General features: G+C 69.5%; 15 protein-coding genes. 12 read left to right on the top strand and 3 right to left on the bottom strand.

What is annotated here, in order from left to right:
• The first annotated feature begins 2 nt into the window (after window positions 1–2).
• Window positions 3–623: a dephospho-CoA kinase gene (gene coaE, locus ACYVI5_RS05095; protein ID WP_460579262.1), complete on the top strand. Its 621-nt coding sequence runs from the start codon at window positions 3–5 to the stop codon at window positions 621–623.
• Window positions 624–643: 20 nt separating this feature from the next.
• Here the strand turns inward: coaE and ACYVI5_RS05100 are convergent, their stop codons facing one another.
• Window positions 644–1,624 carry a M56 family metallopeptidase gene (locus ACYVI5_RS05100; protein ID WP_460579263.1) on the bottom strand — a complete coding sequence of 327 codons (981 nt, stop codon included), beginning with the start codon at window positions 1,622–1,624 and terminating at the stop codon, window positions 644–646.
• A gap of 42 nt (window positions 1,625–1,666) precedes the next feature.
• The gene (locus ACYVI5_RS05105; protein ID WP_460579493.1) at window positions 1,667–2,026 is read right to left on the bottom strand and encodes a BlaI/MecI/CopY family transcriptional regulator; all 360 of its coding nucleotides are present in this window, start codon (window positions 2,024–2,026) and stop codon (window positions 1,667–1,669) included.
• Between the two features lie 135 nt (window positions 2,027–2,161).
• Between ACYVI5_RS05105 and ACYVI5_RS05110 the strand changes: the two genes are divergently transcribed.
• Genes ACYVI5_RS05110 through ACYVI5_RS05125 form a run of 4 tightly spaced genes read left to right on the top strand, consistent with a single transcriptional unit; the run spans window position 2,162 to window position 9,820 of the window.
• Window positions 2,162–3,730 (top strand): cytochrome ubiquinol oxidase subunit I, encoded by a 1,569-nt coding sequence (locus ACYVI5_RS05110; RefSeq protein WP_460579494.1) that lies wholly within the window; start codon window positions 2,162–2,164, stop codon window positions 3,728–3,730.
• 32 nt (window positions 3,731–3,762) lie between these two features.
• Window positions 3,763–4,794: a cytochrome d ubiquinol oxidase subunit II gene (gene cydB / locus ACYVI5_RS05115; RefSeq protein WP_460579264.1), complete on the top strand. Its 1,032-nt coding sequence runs from the start codon at window positions 3,763–3,765 to the stop codon at window positions 4,792–4,794.
• Window positions 4,791–8,261 carry an ABC transporter ATP-binding protein/permease gene (cydC, locus tag ACYVI5_RS05120; protein ID WP_460579265.1) on the top strand — a complete coding sequence of 1,157 codons (3,471 nt, stop codon included), beginning with the start codon at window positions 4,791–4,793 and terminating at the stop codon, window positions 8,259–8,261. Before cydB ends, cydC begins: the two co-directional genes overlap by 4 nt.
• A 23-nt stretch (window positions 8,262–8,284) precedes the next feature.
• Window positions 8,285–9,820, top strand: coding sequence for a class I adenylate-forming enzyme family protein (locus tag ACYVI5_RS05125; protein ID WP_460579266.1), 1,536 nt, complete (start codon window positions 8,285–8,287; stop codon window positions 9,818–9,820).
• Here the strand turns inward: ACYVI5_RS05125 and ACYVI5_RS05130 are convergent.
• Window positions 9,804–11,126, bottom strand: a complete 1,323-nt coding sequence (locus ACYVI5_RS05130) for an MFS transporter (RefSeq protein WP_460579267.1) — start codon at window positions 11,124–11,126, stop codon at window positions 9,804–9,806. The two genes, ACYVI5_RS05125 and ACYVI5_RS05130, sit on opposite strands and share 17 nt — an antisense overlap.
• A 191-nt stretch (window positions 11,127–11,317) precedes the next feature.
• Here ACYVI5_RS05130 and uvrB point away from each other — a divergent pair, with 191 nt between their 5' ends.
• Genes uvrB through ACYVI5_RS05165 form a run of 7 tightly spaced genes read left to right on the top strand, consistent with a single transcriptional unit; the run spans window position 11,318 to window position 18,351 of the window.
• On the top strand, window positions 11,318–13,387 hold the full coding sequence (gene uvrB, locus ACYVI5_RS05135; RefSeq protein WP_460537652.1) for an excinuclease ABC subunit UvrB: 2,070 nt from the start codon (window positions 11,318–11,320) through the stop codon (window positions 13,385–13,387).
• Window positions 13,384–14,139, top strand: a complete 756-nt coding sequence (locus tag ACYVI5_RS05140; RefSeq protein WP_460579268.1) for an HAD family hydrolase — start codon at window positions 13,384–13,386, stop codon at window positions 14,137–14,139. Before uvrB ends, ACYVI5_RS05140 begins: the two co-directional genes overlap by 4 nt.
• Before the next feature lie 9 nt (window positions 14,140–14,148).
• Window positions 14,149–14,958, top strand: a complete 810-nt coding sequence (locus ACYVI5_RS05145) for a DUF4129 domain-containing protein (RefSeq protein WP_460579269.1) — start codon at window positions 14,149–14,151, stop codon at window positions 14,956–14,958.
• Window positions 14,955–15,476: a hypothetical protein gene (locus tag ACYVI5_RS05150; protein ID WP_460579270.1), complete on the top strand. Its 522-nt coding sequence runs from the start codon at window positions 14,955–14,957 to the stop codon at window positions 15,474–15,476. Before ACYVI5_RS05145 ends, ACYVI5_RS05150 begins: the two co-directional genes overlap by 4 nt.
• 21 nt (window positions 15,477–15,497) lie before the next feature.
• Window positions 15,498–16,511: an AAA family ATPase gene (locus ACYVI5_RS05155; protein WP_460537680.1), complete on the top strand. Its 1,014-nt coding sequence runs from the start codon at window positions 15,498–15,500 to the stop codon at window positions 16,509–16,511.
• On the top strand, window positions 16,508–17,839 hold the full coding sequence (locus ACYVI5_RS05160; protein ID WP_460579271.1) for a DUF58 domain-containing protein: 1,332 nt from the start codon (window positions 16,508–16,510) through the stop codon (window positions 17,837–17,839). Before ACYVI5_RS05155 ends, ACYVI5_RS05160 begins: the two co-directional genes overlap by 4 nt.
• On the top strand, window positions 17,836–18,351 hold the full coding sequence (locus tag ACYVI5_RS05165; protein ID WP_460579272.1) for a hypothetical protein: 516 nt from the start codon (window positions 17,836–17,838) through the stop codon (window positions 18,349–18,351). The genes ACYVI5_RS05160 and ACYVI5_RS05165 overlap by 4 nt, the downstream gene beginning before the upstream one ends.
• The last annotated feature ends 140 nt before the right edge of the window (window positions 18,352–18,491 follow it).

Here is an 18,491-nt window from a genome sequence, read left to right on the forward strand (position 1 = left end):
CCGTGCAGATCGTCGCACTCACCGGCGGCATAGCCTCCGGCAAGTCGACCGTGTCGAACCGGCTCGCGGAGCACGGTGCCGTGATCGTGGATGCAGACCTGCTCGCCCGGAAGGTCGTCGAGCCCGGCACTCCGGGCCTCGAGGCGATCAGGAGCAGGTTCGGCGACGCGGTGATCGCCGAGGACGGGTCGCTCGATCGACCGGCGCTGGGAGCGATCGTGTTCGGCGACCCCGACGCACTCGCCGATCTGAACGGGATCACGCATCCCGCCGTATGGCGGGCGGCGCTCGAACGCTTCGCGGAGGCGGAGGCATCGGACCGGGACGCCATCGTCGTCTACGACGTGCCGCTGCTCGTCGAGGCGTCGCCGGATCGGCCACTGCGGTTCGACCGCGTCGTCGTGGTGGAGGCGGACCGGGCAGAGCGCATCCGCCGGCTCGTCGCAGACCGCGGGATGACCGAGGCCGATGCCGAACGACGCATCGGCGTGCAGGCCGACGATGAGCAGCGTCGCGCGGTGGCCGACATCGTGATCGATAACAACGGCAGCACAGACGACCTGCTGCGGCGCGTCGACGCACTCTGGAACGAGCTACGCGAGTCCGCCGAGGACAGCCGCTAGCGAAGCCGCCGACAGTGTGGTCAGCGTACTGCCGGTCCCAGCAGCATCAGAGTCGGGAGCACGACGAGCGCGAGGGCGCCGGCCAGCACGGTGAGCCGTAACGCTGGGGCCGCGGGCGCTGCGACATCCGTGAGCCTCGCGACGCGGGCATCCGCCCACTCACCCGCCGACGACCGCGACGAGCTCGTACCGGACACCGTCGACGTGAGCATTCCGTGTGTGCCGGCGGGCGATTCACCGTCGGCGGGCGCTCCGGCGAGGGCCACGAGAGCGACCGCGCGCGACAGGTTGCGTTGCGAGACCGTGCGCCTGGCCTGGTCGTCGGCGAGCAGCTCGATCAGCAGGCCCACCGCTTCATGGGCGCGGGTGGCGATCGGGAACCACGGGAGTGCGCTCCGCCACGCGCTGAATGCGACGAGCAGCACGTGGTGGTGTTGCGTGACGTGCGCGCGCTCGTGCGCCACGACCGCGGCGAGCTCGTCGTCGCTGAGCAGCTCGAGCAGGCCGGCCGACAGCACCGTCGTGGCCCGCGGCGCGCCCGGCAGGCAGTAGGCGACGGGTGCCGCGTGGTCGATGACACGCGTGCCGGGGCGTTCCGGCATCGGGTCGGAGAGCAGCCGCAGCAGGCGAACGTGATGACGACGTTGCCGCTCGGCACGCCAGCTCGTGCGCACGAGGTTCAGCAGAAGGTGCACTCCGAGAAGAACCGCCCCGGCCAGCGCGAACATCTCGAAGAAGTTCGCGTCGTGCGGGAGGCGGCCGGCGAACAGGTCCGCGGTGAACGCGCCCGCGGCGTGCGGCAGATCGTCGCCGAACGGGATCAACCCGAAGACGAGCAGCGAGCCGATCATCGACAGACCTCCGGCGAGCGCGATCGCCTGCCAGAGCACAAGGGCCGCGCCCGGCATGCGGCGTGGCCAACTCGCCCCTGCCAGGACGACCGGCACGGGCCATGCGAGCGCGAACGCGAGGAGCGCGAGCGATGCGGCTACGGCGAGCACGCTATCGGCCGCCTCGCGGAGTTCGAGGGTTCGGGGACACGCCTACGCCTCCAGCAGCTTGCGCAGCCGCTCCGCGTCGTGGGGTGTGACCTGCCCGACGAATCGCGCGAGCACGGCGTCGCGATCGGATGCCGAGCCGAGCACCTCGTGCATGAGTTCGGCCACGTGCTGCTCGCGACTCATCGCCGGCCGGTACAGGTGAGGCCGGGCATCTTTGTCGCGCACCACGAAGCCCTTGCCCTCCAGGCGGGAGAGCACGGTCATGACGGTGGTGATGGCCGGCTCCTTGCCCTCAGGTCCGGATGCCTTGAGCGCGTCGCGCAGATCGGTCGCCGCGATGGGTGCAGGGGAGTCCCACACGACGTCCATGATCGCGCGTTCGAGCTCACCGAGTTTGACCACCGTGCGACTTGCCATATCTAGATTCTACCGCGCGTAGAAATGTTCGGGCGACCGTGGTACAACGTTCTACAGCGTGTAGAATTCTACGTAGCGTAGAACTGATCGAATCGAGGCGACGTGCATTTCACCACCGAGCTGGATCCGCTTCTGATCGCCCGCTGGCAGTTCGGCATCACCACCGTCTACCACTTCTGGATGGTGCCGCTCACCATCGGGCTCGGCCCGCTGGTGGCGCTCATGCAGACGTTGTGGATGCGCACCGGGAACGATCGTTATTACCGCATGACGAAGTTCTGGGGGAAGATCTACCTGATCAACTTCATCATGGGCGTGGCCACCGGCCTCGTGCAGGAGTTCCAGTTCGGTCTCGCCTGGAGCGAGTACAGCCGATTCGTCGGCGACGTCTTCGGCGCACCGCTGGCGATGGAGGCCCTGCTCGCGTTCTTCGTCGAGTCGACCTTCCTCGGCGCCTGGATCTTCGGCTGGGGCAAACTCCCGAAGCCCATTCACCTCGCCTGCCTCTGGCTCGCCGTGGCCGGTTCGGTCGTCTCCGCGTACTTCATCATCGCGGCGAACTCATGGATGCAGCATCCGGTCGGCGTGAAGCTGGTCGACGGCAGGCCGGTGATGACGGATGTCTGGGCCGTGCTCGGCAACAACACGGCCGTCGCGGCGTTCACGCACACGGTCTTCGGCGCGCTGTCCGTCGGTGGCGCGATGCTGCTTGGCGTCGGGTGGTACCACCTGTGGCAGCGCCGGCGCGACGGCATCGATCTCGTCGGCCGGGACAAGCGGGTGATCGTCGGAGAGGCACCGGACATCCCCGGCCGGGACAAGGCCGACCACCGCGTGTGGCTCACGTCGCTGCGCATCGGCGCGGTCACCGCGATCATCGCGTTCGCCGGTGTCGCGATCACCGGCGACACCCAGGCCCGGCTGATGTTCGTGCAGCAGCCCATGAAGATGGCGTCGGCCGAGGCGGCCTGCCACACCGGCACGAGCTTCTCGGTACTGGCGTTCGGCGACATCGCATCGAAGGACTGCAAGGGCGTCGTCAACGTCATCGAGATCCCCGGCGTGCTCGGCTTCCTGGCCAACGGGGACTTCAACGAGCCGGTGCGCGGCGTGAACGAGCTCGTGCCCGCGTATCAGCAGAAGTACGGAACTCACCTGCCCGACGACCCGAAGCTCGGGGCGCGAGCCGGCCAGAAGATCGATTACGTGCCGGTGATGGCCGTCACGTACTGGGGTTTCCGGCTGATGATCCTGTTCGGCGCTCTCGCGGCGTTCGCGTCCGCCGTCGCACTGTGGCTGACCCGGCGCGGAACCGTGCCGCGGTTCAGGTGGGTGATGTGGCTGGCCGTCGCAGGCATCCTGTCGCCGTTCGCGGCGAACTCGGCCGGATGGATCTTCACCGAGATGGGACGGCAGCCGTTCGTGGTGGCCCCGAACCCGACGCCCGGCGGCGTCGACGGCGTCTTCATGTTCACCGCCGCCGCCGTCTCGCCGGGGGTGACGTTCGGCGAGATCCTCTTCTCGCTGTGCTCGTTCTCGCTCGTGTACGCGGTGCTCATGGTGGTCGAGGTGCGGCTGCTCGTGAAGTACATCCGCGGTGGAGTGGCGAGCGCCATCCCCGAGTTGGGCGAGAAGCCCAAGGACCCGGACGCGCCCGCCGCCGACGACGTGCTGGCCTTCGCGTACTGACCCGCCTGGACGAGTAAAGAGAGGTACGAGCCGTGGACTTCCTTCCCACACTGTGGTTCATCCTGATCGCCGTGCTCTGGACCGGTTATCTGTTCCTCGAAGGGTTCGATCTGGGGGTCGGGATGCACATGCTGATCTCCGCCCGCTCGGAGAACGACCGTCGTGTCATGCTCAACACGATCGGGCCGGTCTGGGACGGCAATGAGGTGTGGCTGATCACCGCGGCCGGCGCCACGTTCGCCGCATTCCCGTTCTGGTATGCGTCGCTCGTCTCGACACTGTATGTGCCGTTCGTCGTCGTGCTGCTCGGGCTCATCTTCCGCGCCGTCGCCATCGAATATCGCGGCAAGGGCCACACGGCTCGCTGGACGCGCTGCTGGGATCTCGCGCTCGGCGCTGGCTCCTTCGTGGCCGCATTCGGAGTGGGCGCGGCGCTGGCGCTGACGACGACGGGCCTCCCGATCGACCATAACGGCGACGGCGTCGGCGGTCCCTTCGCCTGGCTGAACGGCTGGGCCGTCGTGGGCGGCCTCGCGGTCGTGGGCTTTTGCCTGGTGCACGCCGCCACCTTCCTCGCACTGAAGACCGAGGGCGATGTGCGCGAGCGTGCCGGACGATTCGCACGGCGCTGGATGCCCGTGCTCCTGATCCCGCTCGCGCTCTGGGCGGTCGCGGTGCAGCTCATGCACGGCAAGGCATACACCTGGCTGCTCGTGGCAGGAGCCTTGGGAGCCATCGTGTGGGCGCTGCTGTCGGCCAGGCGCGGGCGGGAAGGGGCCGCGTTCGCCGGTACGGCGGGCTTCCTCGTGCTCGGCATCGCGTCGATCTTCGCGAACGTGTATCCGGTGGTGCTGCCGTCGACGGTCGATCCGGCATTCGATCTCACGGTCTCGAATGCGTCCAGCTCGTCGTACACGCTGGGAGTGATGAGCGTCGTCGCCGCATTCGGCATCCCGGTCGTGCTCGCCTACCAGGGCTGGACCTACTGGGTCTTCCGCAAGCGTATCGCCGGCGCCAGCATCCCTGCCGTGCGTCCCGTTGAAGCGGCGGTGAAGCCCCGGTGACGGACACGACCCGGCGCTCGCCCGTTGACGGCCTCGCCGAGGTGGGCCGGAACCGACTCCTGATGCTCGGACTTCTCGGTGCACTCAAGGCGATGGGACTCGTGCTCGTGGCCGACGCCCTCGCCACCGGCATCGTCACGGTGATCGCGCACGGCAATGTCGGTCCTACGGTGCTGGAGGGCCTCGGCGGTGCTCTGCTGCGCGCTCTCGCCGTGTGGGGACTCCGTGTCGTCTCTCAGTCGACCGCGGCCGGAGTCAAGCAGGGACTGCGCATCCGTCTCGCCCGAGCGTTTCTGGCCAGGCGGAGCGAAGGGGTCGGCGCAGACGCCGTCCTGGCCGCGACGGGCCTCGACGACCTCGACGCGTACTACACCTCGTATCTGCCGTCTCTGGTCAGCGCCGCAACCGTTCCGCTGCTCGTGGGTGCGCGCATCCTGGCCGCCGACTGGGTGAGCGCCGTCGTGATCGTCGTGACGGTTCCGCTGATCCCGCTCTTCATGGCGCTCATCGGACTGCACACTTCAGACCGGGTGGCGGCATCACTGGACGCCCTCGCCCGGCTCTCGGACCATCTGGTCGAGCTCGCGCGTGGGCTGCCCGTGCTGGTCGGGCTCGGCCGCGACCGTGAGCAGACCGCTGCACTGGCGGAGATCTCCGAGAGCCACCGGCTGAAGAGCATGACCGCGCTGCGCACGGCATTCCTGTCCTCGCTCGCCCTCGACCTGCTGTCCACCATCTCGGTCGCCGTCGTCGCAGTGATGATCGGCGTGCGGCTTCTCGGCGGGGAGCTTCCCTTGGAGGCGGGGCTGATGGCGCTCATCCTCGCGCCGGAGTGCTACACGCCGCTCCGGGACGTCGGCGCCGCGTTCCACGCATCGGACACCGGGCGGGAGGCCCTGCGCCGAGCGCGGGCGGCGATCTCGCGACCATCGGCTCGGAGCGGCATCACCAGGCGCCCCGGGGCAGGTGTCGTCGTCAACGACCTCACGATCCGGTACCCCGCCCGCACGGAGCCTGCTGTGCAGCGGCTGTCGTTCCGCGCACCGGAAGGTGCGGTCACGCTCCTGGCCGGCGAGAGCGGCGCCGGGAAGTCCACCGTGCTCGCCGTGCTCGCAGGACGCGGCGCCGCGCTGGACGACGACGCGGACTGCACGGGTCGCGTGGTCGCGCCGGACGCCGGGCGGACCGCGTGGATGCCGCAGCACCCGCGCTTCTCGTCACGCACGGTCCTCGACGAGGTACAGCTGTACGGGCCTGCCGATGGCTTCGGCGCGCCGGATGCCCGCGCCCTGCTCGACCGCGTCGGCCTGACCAGGCTCGCCGACGGCGACCCGGCCGAGCTGAGCCCCGGCGAAGCGCGCAGGCTCGCGTTCGCACGCATGCTCGCTGCAGCCTCCGCGGGGGCACGATTGGTACTCCTCGACGAGCCGACGGCGCACCTCGACGCCGACTCGGCCGCGAGCATCCGACGCGAGATCGCGCGGCTTCGCGGTCACGTCACCGTGCTCGTCGCCTCCCACGATCCCGCGATCCGCCTTCTCGCCGATCAGATCGTGCCGGTCGGCACAGCGCACGCCGCCGACTCGATCCTCGGGCGCACAGGCGAGAGAACGGTCGATGACATCGGCGCCCCTGGCGACATCGATCGCGCCCCGGAGGGGACCACCCCTGGATCCGGCTTCGTCGTCGACACCCCCGGCGCCGGTCGATCGAACGGAAGCAGCGGGGCCATCCGAGAGCTCGTCGCCTTCCTTCGGCCGGTCTCGTGGCGGATGCTCGCCGCCATACTCGTGGGCGTGCTCTCCAGCGGTTTCGCGATAGCGCTCACCGCGCTCTCCGGCTGGCTCATCGTGCGAGCCAGCCAGGAACCGGCGATCATGTACCTGCTCGTGGCGATCGTGGGCGTCCGCTTCTTCGGCATCGGCCGATCCGCGCTCCGCTACGCCGAACGCCTGCTCACCCACGACGCGGTCTTCCGAGCGACGACAGCGCTGCGGCTGCGCCTATGGCGCGCTCTCGCCGAGGCCGGTCCTGCCGGCCGGCGGGCGCTCTCGCCCGCGAACGCGCTGGCCACGCTCATCGGCGCGGCGGACCGGGCACGTGATCTCGTCCCACGCGTAGTCCAGCCGCCCGTGGGGGCCGCCGTCGTGCTCGCTTGCGCCGCCGTCGTGCTCGGCATGCTCCACCCGGCCGCCGCGGGTGTGATGGCGGCGCTGGCCGTCATCGCCCTTGCCGTTGCACCGGGCGTCGCGTTCGCGGCCGGGCGGTCGGCTGCCAGACGGACCGAGCTGGCGCGTTCGGGGATCCTCACCGCGTACACCGACCTTCTCGTCGCCCGCGACGACCTCACACCCGCCGCCGCCGACCGCGTCATCCACCGCATCGATGACGCCGGAGCCGCAGCCGCCAGGGGAGAGCGCCGAACGGCCTACACCGAAGGTGTTGCCTCAGCGCTCGTCGTTCTCGCGTGCTGCGCCGCCGCGGTCGCAATGCTTCCGCTCGCTGCGGCGCCAGTGGCGTCCGGCCTCTTGCGGCCGGAACTCGTCGCCGTGCTGGTGCTGGTGCCGCTCGCGCTCATCGAGCCGCTTCTCGACGGCGTTGCGGCGGCGTCCCGGGCACCTGCGCTGGCAGGGGTTCTCGCGCACGTGCGCGCCACGACGGGCACCCCGGCCGGCGTGCCGCAGGGAAACCCCGCTACGCGAGCGAGAATGGGCGGCCTCCGCGGCATCCGGCTCGACGGGGTGGCATACCGTTACCCAGGCGCGGCACGGCCCGTTTTCACGGGAATCGACGGCGCCGTCACGCGCGGAGAGTGGCTCGCCATCACCGGTCCGAGCGGGTCGGGCAAGTCCACTCTCCTCGCCATGCTGCTCTGCTTCGCGGACCCGCTCGTCGGCCGCTACCTGCTCGATGAACAGGAACCCGGCTCACACGTCGATGCCGCGGGCACCCGCACCGTGGATGCCCGCACGGTGCCGCCGCACCAGCTGCGCACTCGCGTGGCGTGGTGCCCTCAGGAGGGCCACCTCTTCGATTCGACCCTGCGTGCGAACCTGGTGATCGCGCGGCCGCGCTCCGATTCGCCGCCCGACGACGAGCTGATGGATGCCCTCGACCGCGTTGGTCTCGCCCCCCTCCTCGCCACGCTGCCGCACGGTCTCGACACCAGGATCGGCCCGGCGGGGGAGCACCTCTCCGGCGGTCAGCGACAGCGCGTCGCCGTGGCGCGCACCTTGCTCGCACGCGGCGACGTCGTTCTGATCGACGAGCCGACGGCGCAGCTGGACGAACAGGCATCCGCCGCTCTGATCGCCGACCTGCGGACCGCACTGCGCGATCGCGCCACGGTGCTGGTGACCCACGACGCCGAGCAGGCTCGGCGCGCCGAGCACGTGATCGAGCTGCCAGGAAGTGCTGTCTCCGGAACATCACGGCAGGCACCGATCCCGCACACGGCTGCCGCATAGCCGCCACCGATACCCTCGATGGGATGAGCGGCGAACGAACGGACGGCACAGGCATCCCTTCGATCGGACGGCTCCTGATCGACCGAGCAGCCTCCGACGGCGGTCGCGCCTACCTCGAAGACGCGCGCAGCGATCGCAATCTCACGTACGCCCAGGCGATGGAGGCGGCGTCGGGGTTCGCCGCCGGCGCGGGCCTCGATGAACCCACGACTGTGTTCCTCCGGGAGCCCGACCCGCTGACGTTCGCGGTCGCACACCTCGGCGTCATCGCTGCAGGGCACCGATGCGTTCCGCTCGATCCGGCACTCGCGCCTGCCGACGTCGCCCGCCTCGCCGAGCTGGTCGCATCCGGTTCGTCCCGCGAAAGCGAGCCCGTCATAGTCACGGCGGATGCCGCGTTCGCCGCAGCGGCCGGCGTCAGACGCATCGACCCGCCTGAGCTCGGTGCGACGCGGTCAGCGGCGATGCCACTTGCCGGGGGCGGCGCGGCAAGCCGGGCCGCGGCACCCGTTTTCCGCGACGGAGGCTCGGCGATGCTCTTCACGTCCGGTTCGACCGGCACCCCGAAGGGCGTCGAACTGCGCGCCGATCAGCTCGCGTTCGTCGGAGCGGCCGTCGCCGAGCACCTCGGTCTGACCTCTGAGGATCGCGGTTACAACCCGCTGCCGCTCTTCCACATCAACGCCGAGGTCGTCGGGCTGCTCGCCACACTGGTCGCCGGATCGACTCTGGTGCTCGACCAGCGCTTCCACCGCACCGGATTCTGGCCGCTGATGTCCGACCGCCGCATCACGTGGATCAACGCCGTGCCCGCGATCCTCGCCGTGCTCGCCACCGAACCTATCGAAGCGCCGCGCGGGCTGCGGCTCATCCGCACGGCGTCGGCCCCACTGCCCGGCCCGGTGGCCGAGGCGTTCACGGGCATCCCGCTCGTGGTCAGCTACGGCATGACCGAGGCGTCGAGCCAGATCACGGCGACACCGGTGGATGCTCCACGTCCCGGAACCGTTGGCGTTCCGGTCGGCACGGAGGTGCAGGTGCGCGGCGCGGCCGGGAGCCCGGTGGGGCAGGACGAGATCGGCGAGCTCTGGATCCGCGGCGCCGGCGTGGTGGACTCCTACTTCGGCGCAGCGGCGGCCGACCGGTTCGATGCGGACGGCTGGCTGCGCACGGGAGACCTCGGTTCGGTGGATGCCGACGGTTACGTCACGCTCGCCGGCCGGGTCGACGACGTGATCAACCGCGGCGGCGAGAAGGTGTACCCGCTGGAGGTCGAGGAGGCGCTCCTCGAGGACCCGGCGGTCCGGGAGGTCGTCGTCGTCGGCGCGCCCGACGACGTGCTCGGCGCCGTGCCGGTCGCCTTCGTGATCCCGGCCGAGGTGGCACGCAGCGACGAGGACGACCGCACCCTGGTGGAGCGGTTGACGACGCTCGCCGCGCAACGGCTTCCCCGGTTCAAGCGACCGCGCACGATCACCGTGGTGGATGACGTTCCGCGGGCACCCACAGGTAAGGTTCAGCGCGTGCGGCTGAGGGGAACGCTCACGCCTGACCGGTGACCGCGGCATCGTCAGCCGGCACGTTCGGCCGCACGATGCGGGGACGCATGATGCCGGCCAGCACCGTAGCGGCCACGAGGATGCCGATCGAGAGGCCGAATGGCCACGCGAATCCTCCGGTGACGTCGACCAGCGAACCGACGATGATCGGCGACACGATGCCCGCGACGCCGAAGCCGGTGTTCATCATGCCGCTCGCCGTTCCCGACCACAGCGGTGCGACATCCATCGGGATCGCCCACAGCTGCGCGTTCGTCAGCTCGAGGAAGAAGAACGAGAGTCCGAGCGAGACGACGGTCAGGGTCAGCGGCGGCGTGAATACCAGAGGCACGAGGCAGACGCCCGCGCCGATGAACCCGATCAGAAGCAGCGTGCGGCGCGAGCCGCTGGCGGACCAGCCGCGGCGCAGCAGCCAGTCGCTGGCCACCCCGCCGAGGGTGTCGCCGACTACGCCGCCGATCAGAACGAGCGAGGTCAGCAGACCGTACTTCGCGACGTCCTGATGGTAGACATCCGACAGCAGCGTCGGGATCCAGGTGAAGAACACCCACGCCACCCAGCCGTACGCGAAATCGACGAGCGTGACGGGCAGGATCGTGCGGATCAGCCGCTTCCAGGGCACCGGCGGCAGGTCCGCCGCCTTGGGCAGGTCGGGAACCTCGGCCAGCTCCTGCTTCGTGATGCCCTTCATCTCCTTGGGCCGGTCGCGGAACATGGCGTACCAGATCAGCGCCCACAACATGCTCAGGATGCCGACGTAGACGAAGGAAGACCGCCATCCGCTCCACAGGATCATCGCTGCGACTGCGATCGGCGCAAGCGCCGTTCCCAGGCGAGACGCCGAGTGGACGATGCCCTGCACGAACCCGTTGCGGTCGGCCGGCACCCACCGGCTCATCGCCTGCGTCGCGGTGGGGAACGTCGCCGACTCACTGAACCCGAGAATCGCGCGGGCGATCAGCAACGTCGCCAGCCCTACGGCGAGCCCGGTGAACAGGGTGGAGAGCCCCCAGAGGACGCCGAGGATCAGCAGCCCGCGCCGCGGTCCGATCTTCTCGCCGATCCAGCCGCCGAAGATCTGCAGCAGCGCGTAGAACAGCGCGAACACCGATGCGGCGAGGCCGAACTCGGCGTTGGTGAGATGGAACTCCTTGATGATGCTCGGCCCGGCCGTCGCGATGTTGTTCCGGTCGAAGTACGCGATGAAGTACATGATGCACAGCAGCACCACGACCCGGCCGCGCCGACGATGCCAGAGGAGAGGTGTTCCGCGTTTCGCCGTGTGCTTCGTCGTCGTCGCCGTCATCGTGTCGTTCCGTCACCCGCGTCTGAGTACATTCTCCGAAAGGTACGTTTTTACCGTAAGTGCCCTGATTGCGCAGCTGAGCATTTTGCTGAGAATGCAGCCCGTGCTTGACGATCCGCTCTGAGCGTGATCCGGCCCGAGCGTATTCGCGGCGCCCCCGCTTGTCAGGGGGTCTTCCTAGACTTGAATCCATGCAACCCACCCGTGCAGTCCGCCCGTTCGAGGTGGTCAGCGAGTACTCCCCGAGCGGTGACCAGCCGCAGGCCATCAAGGAGCTCGCCGCTCGCATCAACGCGGGGGAGACGGATGTCGTTCTGCTCGGCGCGACGGGCACCGGCAAGTCCGCGACGGCCGCGTGGCTCATCGAGCAGGTGCAGCGTCCGACGCTCGTGCTCTCGCACAACAAGACGCTCGCCGCGCAGCTGGCGAACGAGTTCCGCGACCTGATGCCGCACAACGCTGTCGAGTACTTCGTCTCGTACTACGACTACTACCAGCCAGAGGCTTACGTTCCGCAGACGGACACCTTCATCGAGAAGGACTCGTCCATCAACGCCGAAGTGGAGCGACTGCGGCACTCGACGACGAACTCGCTGCTGAGCCGACGCGACGTCGTCGTGGTGTCCACCGTCTCGTGCATCTACGGCCTGGGTGCGGCCGAGGAGTACCTGGATGCCATGGCCGCCGTGCAGGTGGGCCAGCAGATCGGCCGGGACAATCTCATCCGCATGTTCGTGAACATGCAGTACCAGCGCAACGACATCGACTTCTCCCGTGGCAAGTTCCGGGTGCGCGGCGACACCATCGAGATCATCCCGATGTACGAGGAGCACGCGATCCGCATCGAGCTGTTCGGCGACGAGGTCGAGGCGCTGTACTCGCTGCATCCGCTCACCGGCGAGGTCATCAAGCAGCTGGATGCGGTTTCCGTGTTTCCTGCAACGCACTACGCCGCGAGCCCTGAGACGATGCAGCGAGCCATCGGGACGATCAAGATCGAACTGGCGGAGCGTCTGGAGGAACTGGAGCGCCAGGGCAAGCTGCTCGAGGCGCAGCGCCTGCGCATGCGCACCTCGTTCGACATCGAGATGATGGAGCAGATCGGCTTCTGCTCCGGAATCGAGAACTACTCTCGCCACATCGACGGCAGGGCGCCGGGGGAGGCGCCGCACTGTCTGCTGGACTATTTCCCCGACGATTTCCTCCTCATCATCGACGAGTCGCACGTGACCGTGCCGCAGATCGGCGCCATGTACGAGGGGGATGCCTCGCGCAAGCGCACCCTCGTCGAGCACGGCTTCCGCCTGCCCAGCGCACTCGACAATCGCCCGCTGAAGTGGGAGGAGTTCACCGAGCGCATCGGGCAGACGGTGTACATGTCGGCGACACCGGGACGGTACGAGATGGGCATCGCCGACGGTGTGGTGGAGCAGATCATCCGCCCGACCGGCCTCATCGATCCCGAGGTCGTGGTGAAGCCCACGAAGGGCCAGATCGACGACCTGCTCGAGGAGATCCGGGTGCGGGTGGAGCGCGACGAACGCGTGCTCGTCACGACGCTGACGAAGAAGATGGCCGAGGAACTCACCGACTATCTCGCCGAGGCGGGCGTGCGGGTGCGGTACCTGCACTCCGATGTCGACACCCTTCGCCGCGTGGAACTGCTCACCGAGCTGCGACAGGGCGTGTACGACGTGCTCGTCGGCATCAACCTGCTGCGCGAGGGACTCGACCTTCCCGAGGTGTCGCTGGTAGCCATCCTCGACGCCGACAAGGAGGGATTCCTGCGGTCGTCGACGTCGCTCATCCAGACCATCGGCCGCGCCGCGCGCAACGTCTCCGGCCAGGTTCACATGTATGCGGACGTGCTCACCGACTCCATGAAACAGGCGATCGACGAGACGAACCGCCGCCGGGAGAAGCAGGTCGAATACAACACGGCGAACGGCATCGACCCGCAGCCGCTGCGCAAGCGCATCGCCGACATCACGGATGTGCTGGCGCGGGAGGGAGCAGACACCCAGAAGATGCTCGCCGCGCGAACGGGTTCGTCGAAGAAGAAGGCGCCGACGCCCAACCTTCGTCGCGAAGGCATCGCGGCCGAGGGTGCTGAGGAGCTCGAGTCGATCATCGCGGACCTGAACGACCAGATGCTCGCCGCCGCGGGTGAGCTGAAGTTCGAGCTCGCGGCGCGGCTGCGCGACGAGCTCGCCGACCTGAAGCGGGACCTGCGCCAGATGGAGAAGGTCGGGCACGCGTGACCCGTGATCTGGCCGGCACCGTCGTGCTGTGGGATTTCGACGGAACGCTGGCTGAGCGCCCGGGGCACTGGTCGTCGTGCATGGTCGACGTGCTCGAGCCGCTCTGGCCCGGGCACGGCCTCACCGCAGAAGCGATCGAGGTGCACCTGCGTACGGGTTTCCCGTGGCAGGACACGACGGTGGATCGCCGGCACTTCACCGATCCCGACGCCTGGTGGTCCGCCCTGCATCCCGTGTTGCGAGCCGCGTATCTTCGCGCCGGTGTGCCGGACACGCTCGCCGACGATGCGGCGTCCGCTGTGCGCATCCGGTTCAGCGACGTCTCCGCCTGGCGAGTGATCGACGGGGCCTTGGATGCCCTGAGTGCGCTGCAAGCCGCAGGCGCACGACAGGCCGTGCTCAGCAACCACGTGCCCGAGCTTCCGCAGATCGTGGACGCTCTGGGGCTCGGGGGTTTCTTCGACCGCGTGTTCACCTCAGCCGCGATCGGGTGGGAGAAGCCGCACCCGCAGATCTTCTCGTATGCCATCACCGAGCTCGGCGATCCTCCCGAGGTGTGGCTGATCGGCGACAACCCGGTCGCCGACGTCAAGGGTGCGACTGCCGCGGGCATCCGGGCCGTCCTCGTCGAGGGCTCGTACCTTGCGAACGGCGGAGTCACGCACGCGGAGGCCGTGCGCATCATCGATGCGGCGATCGACGGGCGGAATGCCGAGCGCATCGCGGAGCACGTGCCGGGCAACGTGCCCTAACGTGAACGAGTGGGCAAGGGCGGTGCGGATCCTCGACGATCGGCAATCGGTGTGATCGTCGCCGTCACGCTGCTCGGGCTCGCCCTGGTCATGGGAACGCTGGTGTCGGGACCGCTCCGCGCAGGGCGGCCGCTCTGGCTCCCGACGGCCGGGAACGGAGCACCGCGTTCCGTCGCGCCCGCACCGTTCCAGACCAGCAGCGCGGTCCCTGGGCCGGCGCAGCACTTCTCGCCGGCCGAGCTGCAGTTGTGGCTGCTATGGGCGGCACTGGCGGCGATCGTGGTGGCGGGCATCCTCGTCTACCTCATCAGGCGCTTTCTGCGCCGATCGCGGGTTATCACGGAGCCGAGGGATGGCCGAGTGTCCGCGGTCTCGGCGCCGACCGCGGACACTCGCACCGACGACCCGATCGCGCCGGTCGTGGTGCGCGGCATCGATCGCGCCATCGCACTGCTCGACGACGCCAGGGAGCCGCACGATGCCATCGTGCGGGCGTGGCTCGGTCTGCAGGAGGCGGCGGAGGCATCCGGCGCGGGGCGCCGCCCGTCGGAGACGCCCGGCGAGTACACGACCCGTATCATCGCCCGCTTCGGCACCGATCGAGATGCCGCGCTCACCCTGCTCGACCTGTACCAGGGGGTGAGATTCGGCGGGCATGAGGTCGACGCGAGCACGGTCGAGTCGGCGCGCGCCTGCCTCGCCCGATTGCGGGATTCGTGGCACGAATCGACTAACGCCGGCAGGGCGCAGCACCGCCCGGTACCGGATCTGCCGAGCAGCGGATCCTCCGCCCTCGAGGATCGGGGAGGCACCCCGTGACAGATCCGCAAGGCCGTCCCGGCGGCATCACAGCGGGCAGGACCGTTGGAGCCGTGGCGGCCGGCGTGGTCGCGAGCGTCGTGCTCTGGTTCTTCGGAGTCGATCTCGGGTTCGCCTGCGCGATCGGGTTCCTCACGATCGCGATCGGCCTCGCCTGGGCCGCCTACAGCGGACCGAGCGCCGTACGCTGGCCGTTCGAACGCCCGACGCCGCGACCTGGCACGCGGTCGGATGTCTCCCGGCTCGCGTGGGGGTTCCAGATGCGCAGAGGATCGGTGCGCGAACCGGGTTTCAAAGCCGTACGCGAACTGGCCGCCGTGCGCCTTGCACGGTTCGGCCTCGACCTTTCGTCGGCGGGCGATCGGGACGCGATCGTCGCCCTCATCGGGGAGCCGTCGTACGCCGCCCTGAACCCGGTACGAGGCGTGCTTCCCTCGGTCGCACAGCTGGTGGGCTGTCTCGATGTGCTGGACGGCCTTTCCGACGCTCCATCCACACCCGACAGAAGAGGACACTGATCTCTTGTGACCGACGACAGCATGACAGTGCGCTCGCAGACCGAGGCCGCATCCATCGCGTCCATCGCCGAGACGACGACCGCGGTACTGGCCGCCGTGGAGAGCGTCGTCATCGGGCAGGGTGAGCCGTTGCGCATCGCCATGGCGAGCATCCTTGCGGGGGGCCACGTGCTGTTCGAAGACGTACCGGGCCTCGGCAAGACGCTGGCGGCGCGCAGCCTCGCCTCGGCCATGGGTCTGCCGTTCCGGCGCCTCCAGTGCACACCGGACCTGCTACCCGCCGACATCACCGGCTCGTATGTGTACGCCCCGGCCAGCGGGGACTTCGTCTTCCGGCCAGGGCCCGTCTTCACCGGTCTGCTTCTGGCGGACGAGCTCAACCGCACCGCACCGAAGACGCAGTCCGCGCTGCTGGAGGCCATGGCGGAAGCACAGGTGACGGTAGAGGGGACGAGCTTCGCACTGTCCGCCCCGTTCCACGTGATCGCGACCGCGAATCCGATCGAGTACGAGGGCACCTACGCCCTTCCGGAGGCGCAACTCGACCGGTTCCTGGTGCGGCTGAGCGTCGGCTATCCGGACCGTGCGGAGGAGGAGCGGGTGCTCGCGAACCGGCTGGCACGCCGCCGGGAGGTGGCAACGGTTGCCGCGGTGACGGATGCCGGCGGCCTGCTGGCCATGCAGGCGGGCGTCGAGCGCGTGCACGTGGATGCGGACATCCTGCGCTACTGCGTCGACCTCGCGGCGGCCACCCGTGCCGACCGCACGGTCGAGGTCGGCGCGTCGCCTCGCGGTTCGCAGGCGCTCATGCTCGTCGCCCGGTCGCTGGCGGTGATGGACGGCAGGGACTACGTCACGCCCGACGACGTCAAGCGCGTTGCGGTGCCCGCGCTGGCGCATCGCCTCACTCTGACGCCGGCCGCATGGGCCGCAGGAACGGATGCCGCACGCATCGTCGCGGGCATCGTGGACATGGTGCCGGGCCCGCCCGTGGTGGCGCGGGCCGGAACGGTGCGTGACGGAACAGGGTCGTGACGATCTGGCGGCGCACCGCCGTCCCCGCGGCCGGAACGCTGTGCGGGCTGATCGTCTGCGCGGCGGCGATCGTGTTCGGCCGTGGCGACGTCGCGCTCGTCGGCGTGGCACTCTTCGTCGCCGTGGCCATCGCGACGAGACGGCCCGCGACGGACTCGGTCGAGGTGACTCTCGTGCAGACGCAGGGGGAGGAGCCGGCCGAGCGACCGCCGGCGCGCGAACGGACGCGAACCGCGAGGGCCGCCGTACGCGCTGAAACGTATCGGCCGGCGGCACCGGTGCACATCGAGGTGACTGCTTCCGACGACGTCGAACTCGTGCTGCTGCGCGTCACCACGCTCGGGTTCGAGGTGCAGCAGTTCGCCGTGGTTCCACCCGCCCGACTGCACGCACGGGTTCCCCTGGCGCACTCCGGCGAGCAGGAACTCCTCGCGGCGGAGCAGCGTGGTGTGACTCGCGGAGCGGCGTTCGTCGCCGACGTCGCACCTCCTACCTCCCTCCACGTGGTCGTCGAGCCGGAGCTGACCCCGATCCGTTTCCTGCCCGTCCCTCACCGGCTGCGTGGACTCACCGGTGCACACCAGTCCGGCCGACCGGGCGACGGCGGCGAGTTCCGCGACATCCACCCGTTCGTCAGCGGCGACCGGCTCCGCCGGGTGGACTGGAAGGCCACGGCCCGCCTGGCTCGGCGGCCCGGCGACCTGTACGTACGACGCACCAACGCCACCTCCGACATCGACGTCGCGATCGTGTTCGACGACGCGGACGACGTGGGGGAAGCGGTCGCCGAGTGGACGCTCGGTGACCCGACGCTGACCGGGACGACGTCGATGGATGTCGCCCGCGACGCCGCCTGGAGCCTCGCCTCCGCCTACCTCGACGCGGGCGACGCGGTGGCGTTCCAGGTGCTGTCGCGGGCCGGAGGAGCGGTGCCTCGCGGCTCGGGCGGCCGGCAGCGCGAGCGGCTGAAGGCGGCGATCGCGCGCACGGCGCCGCATCCGCGTTTCCTCACGCGCGCGCGCACGCCGCTTGTCGCGCCGGGTGCGATGATCGTGCTGCTCTCCACGTTCCTCGACGGCGATGCGGTACGGCTGGCATCCCTGTGGCGCGCCGCCGGACACCGCGTGCTGGCCGTCGACACGCTGCCGCGGCCCGACGTGAACGGTCTGAACCGTCGCCAGCTCCTCGCGCTGCGCGTGGTGCTCGGCCGCCGCGACGAGAGGCTGCTCGATCTGCGTGCGGTGGGTGCCGATGTCATCGCCTGGCACCGGTCGTCTGCTGAGCTCGCAGCCGACCTTCGCTCCGTGAGCCGGCCGAGGCGGTCATGAGCGAACGTCTGCACGCCAGGATCTCCGTCGGCCCGCACCTGCCCGGATTCGCTCCGCGGCTCGCCATCGCACTGGTCGGCGGCGTCGCCGCGCTTCTTCTGGTGCCCGTTCCGTTCGCATACCTCGGGCTCGCACTCGCGATCCTCGGCGCCCTGTTCCCCGCAACGCTGGCGGTGTGGGGGTGTGCGCTCGTCATCGCGCTGGCCCAGCTCGGGAGAGTGCCCGAGCCCACGGACTGGCATCCGTACGTCACTCTCGCCGTCGTGCACCTGCTGCACGTGATCGGTGCGCTCTCGATCGTGGTCGAGCCGGGCGGGGTACTGCAGGCGCGAGTGCTCCGCCGACCGCTGCTCGGCTGGGTGGCCGTGCAGGTGCCGGCTCAGTGCGTACTCGTCGCGGTGCTCATCTTCGCCTCGGTGCGTCCGATGCTTCTGCCCCTGCCCGGAGCGTTCGCCGCCGTGGGCGCCGTCTGTGCCGGCGCGCTCGTCGTGCTCGTCATCCGCAGGCGATGACCGGCGACCCGCCTCGGACGTTCGCGGCAGGCGAATGCGATCGCCGCTTCGCAGCTCAAAAAACTCGATCGCCTCGGGGTGGATGCAAGCATCCATCGCTCTCGGCTCACTCGTTTGTCAGACCCTCTCTCTAGACTTTT

The organism is Humibacter ginsengisoli, from assembly GCF_054780095.1.

Bases quoted from the DNA above. Each gene is read 5' to 3' on its own strand.
- uvrB (WP_460537652.1), top strand. From the start codon at position 11,318: ATGCAACCCACCCGTGCAGTCCGCCCGTTCGAGGTGGTCAGCGAGTAC.
- ACYVI5_RS05165 (WP_460579272.1), top strand. From the start codon at position 17,836: ATGAGCGAACGTCTGCACGCCAGGATCTCCGTCGGCCCGCACCTGCCC.
- ACYVI5_RS05155 (WP_460537680.1), top strand. From the start codon at position 15,498: ATGACAGTGCGCTCGCAGACCGAGGCCGCATCCATCGCGTCCATCGCC.
- ACYVI5_RS05125 (WP_460579266.1), top strand. From the start codon at position 8,285: ATGAGCGGCGAACGAACGGACGGCACAGGCATCCCTTCGATCGGACGG.
- ACYVI5_RS05130 (WP_460579267.1), bottom strand. From the start codon at position 11,126: ATGACGGCGACGACGACGAAGCACACGGCGAAACGCGGAACACCTCTC.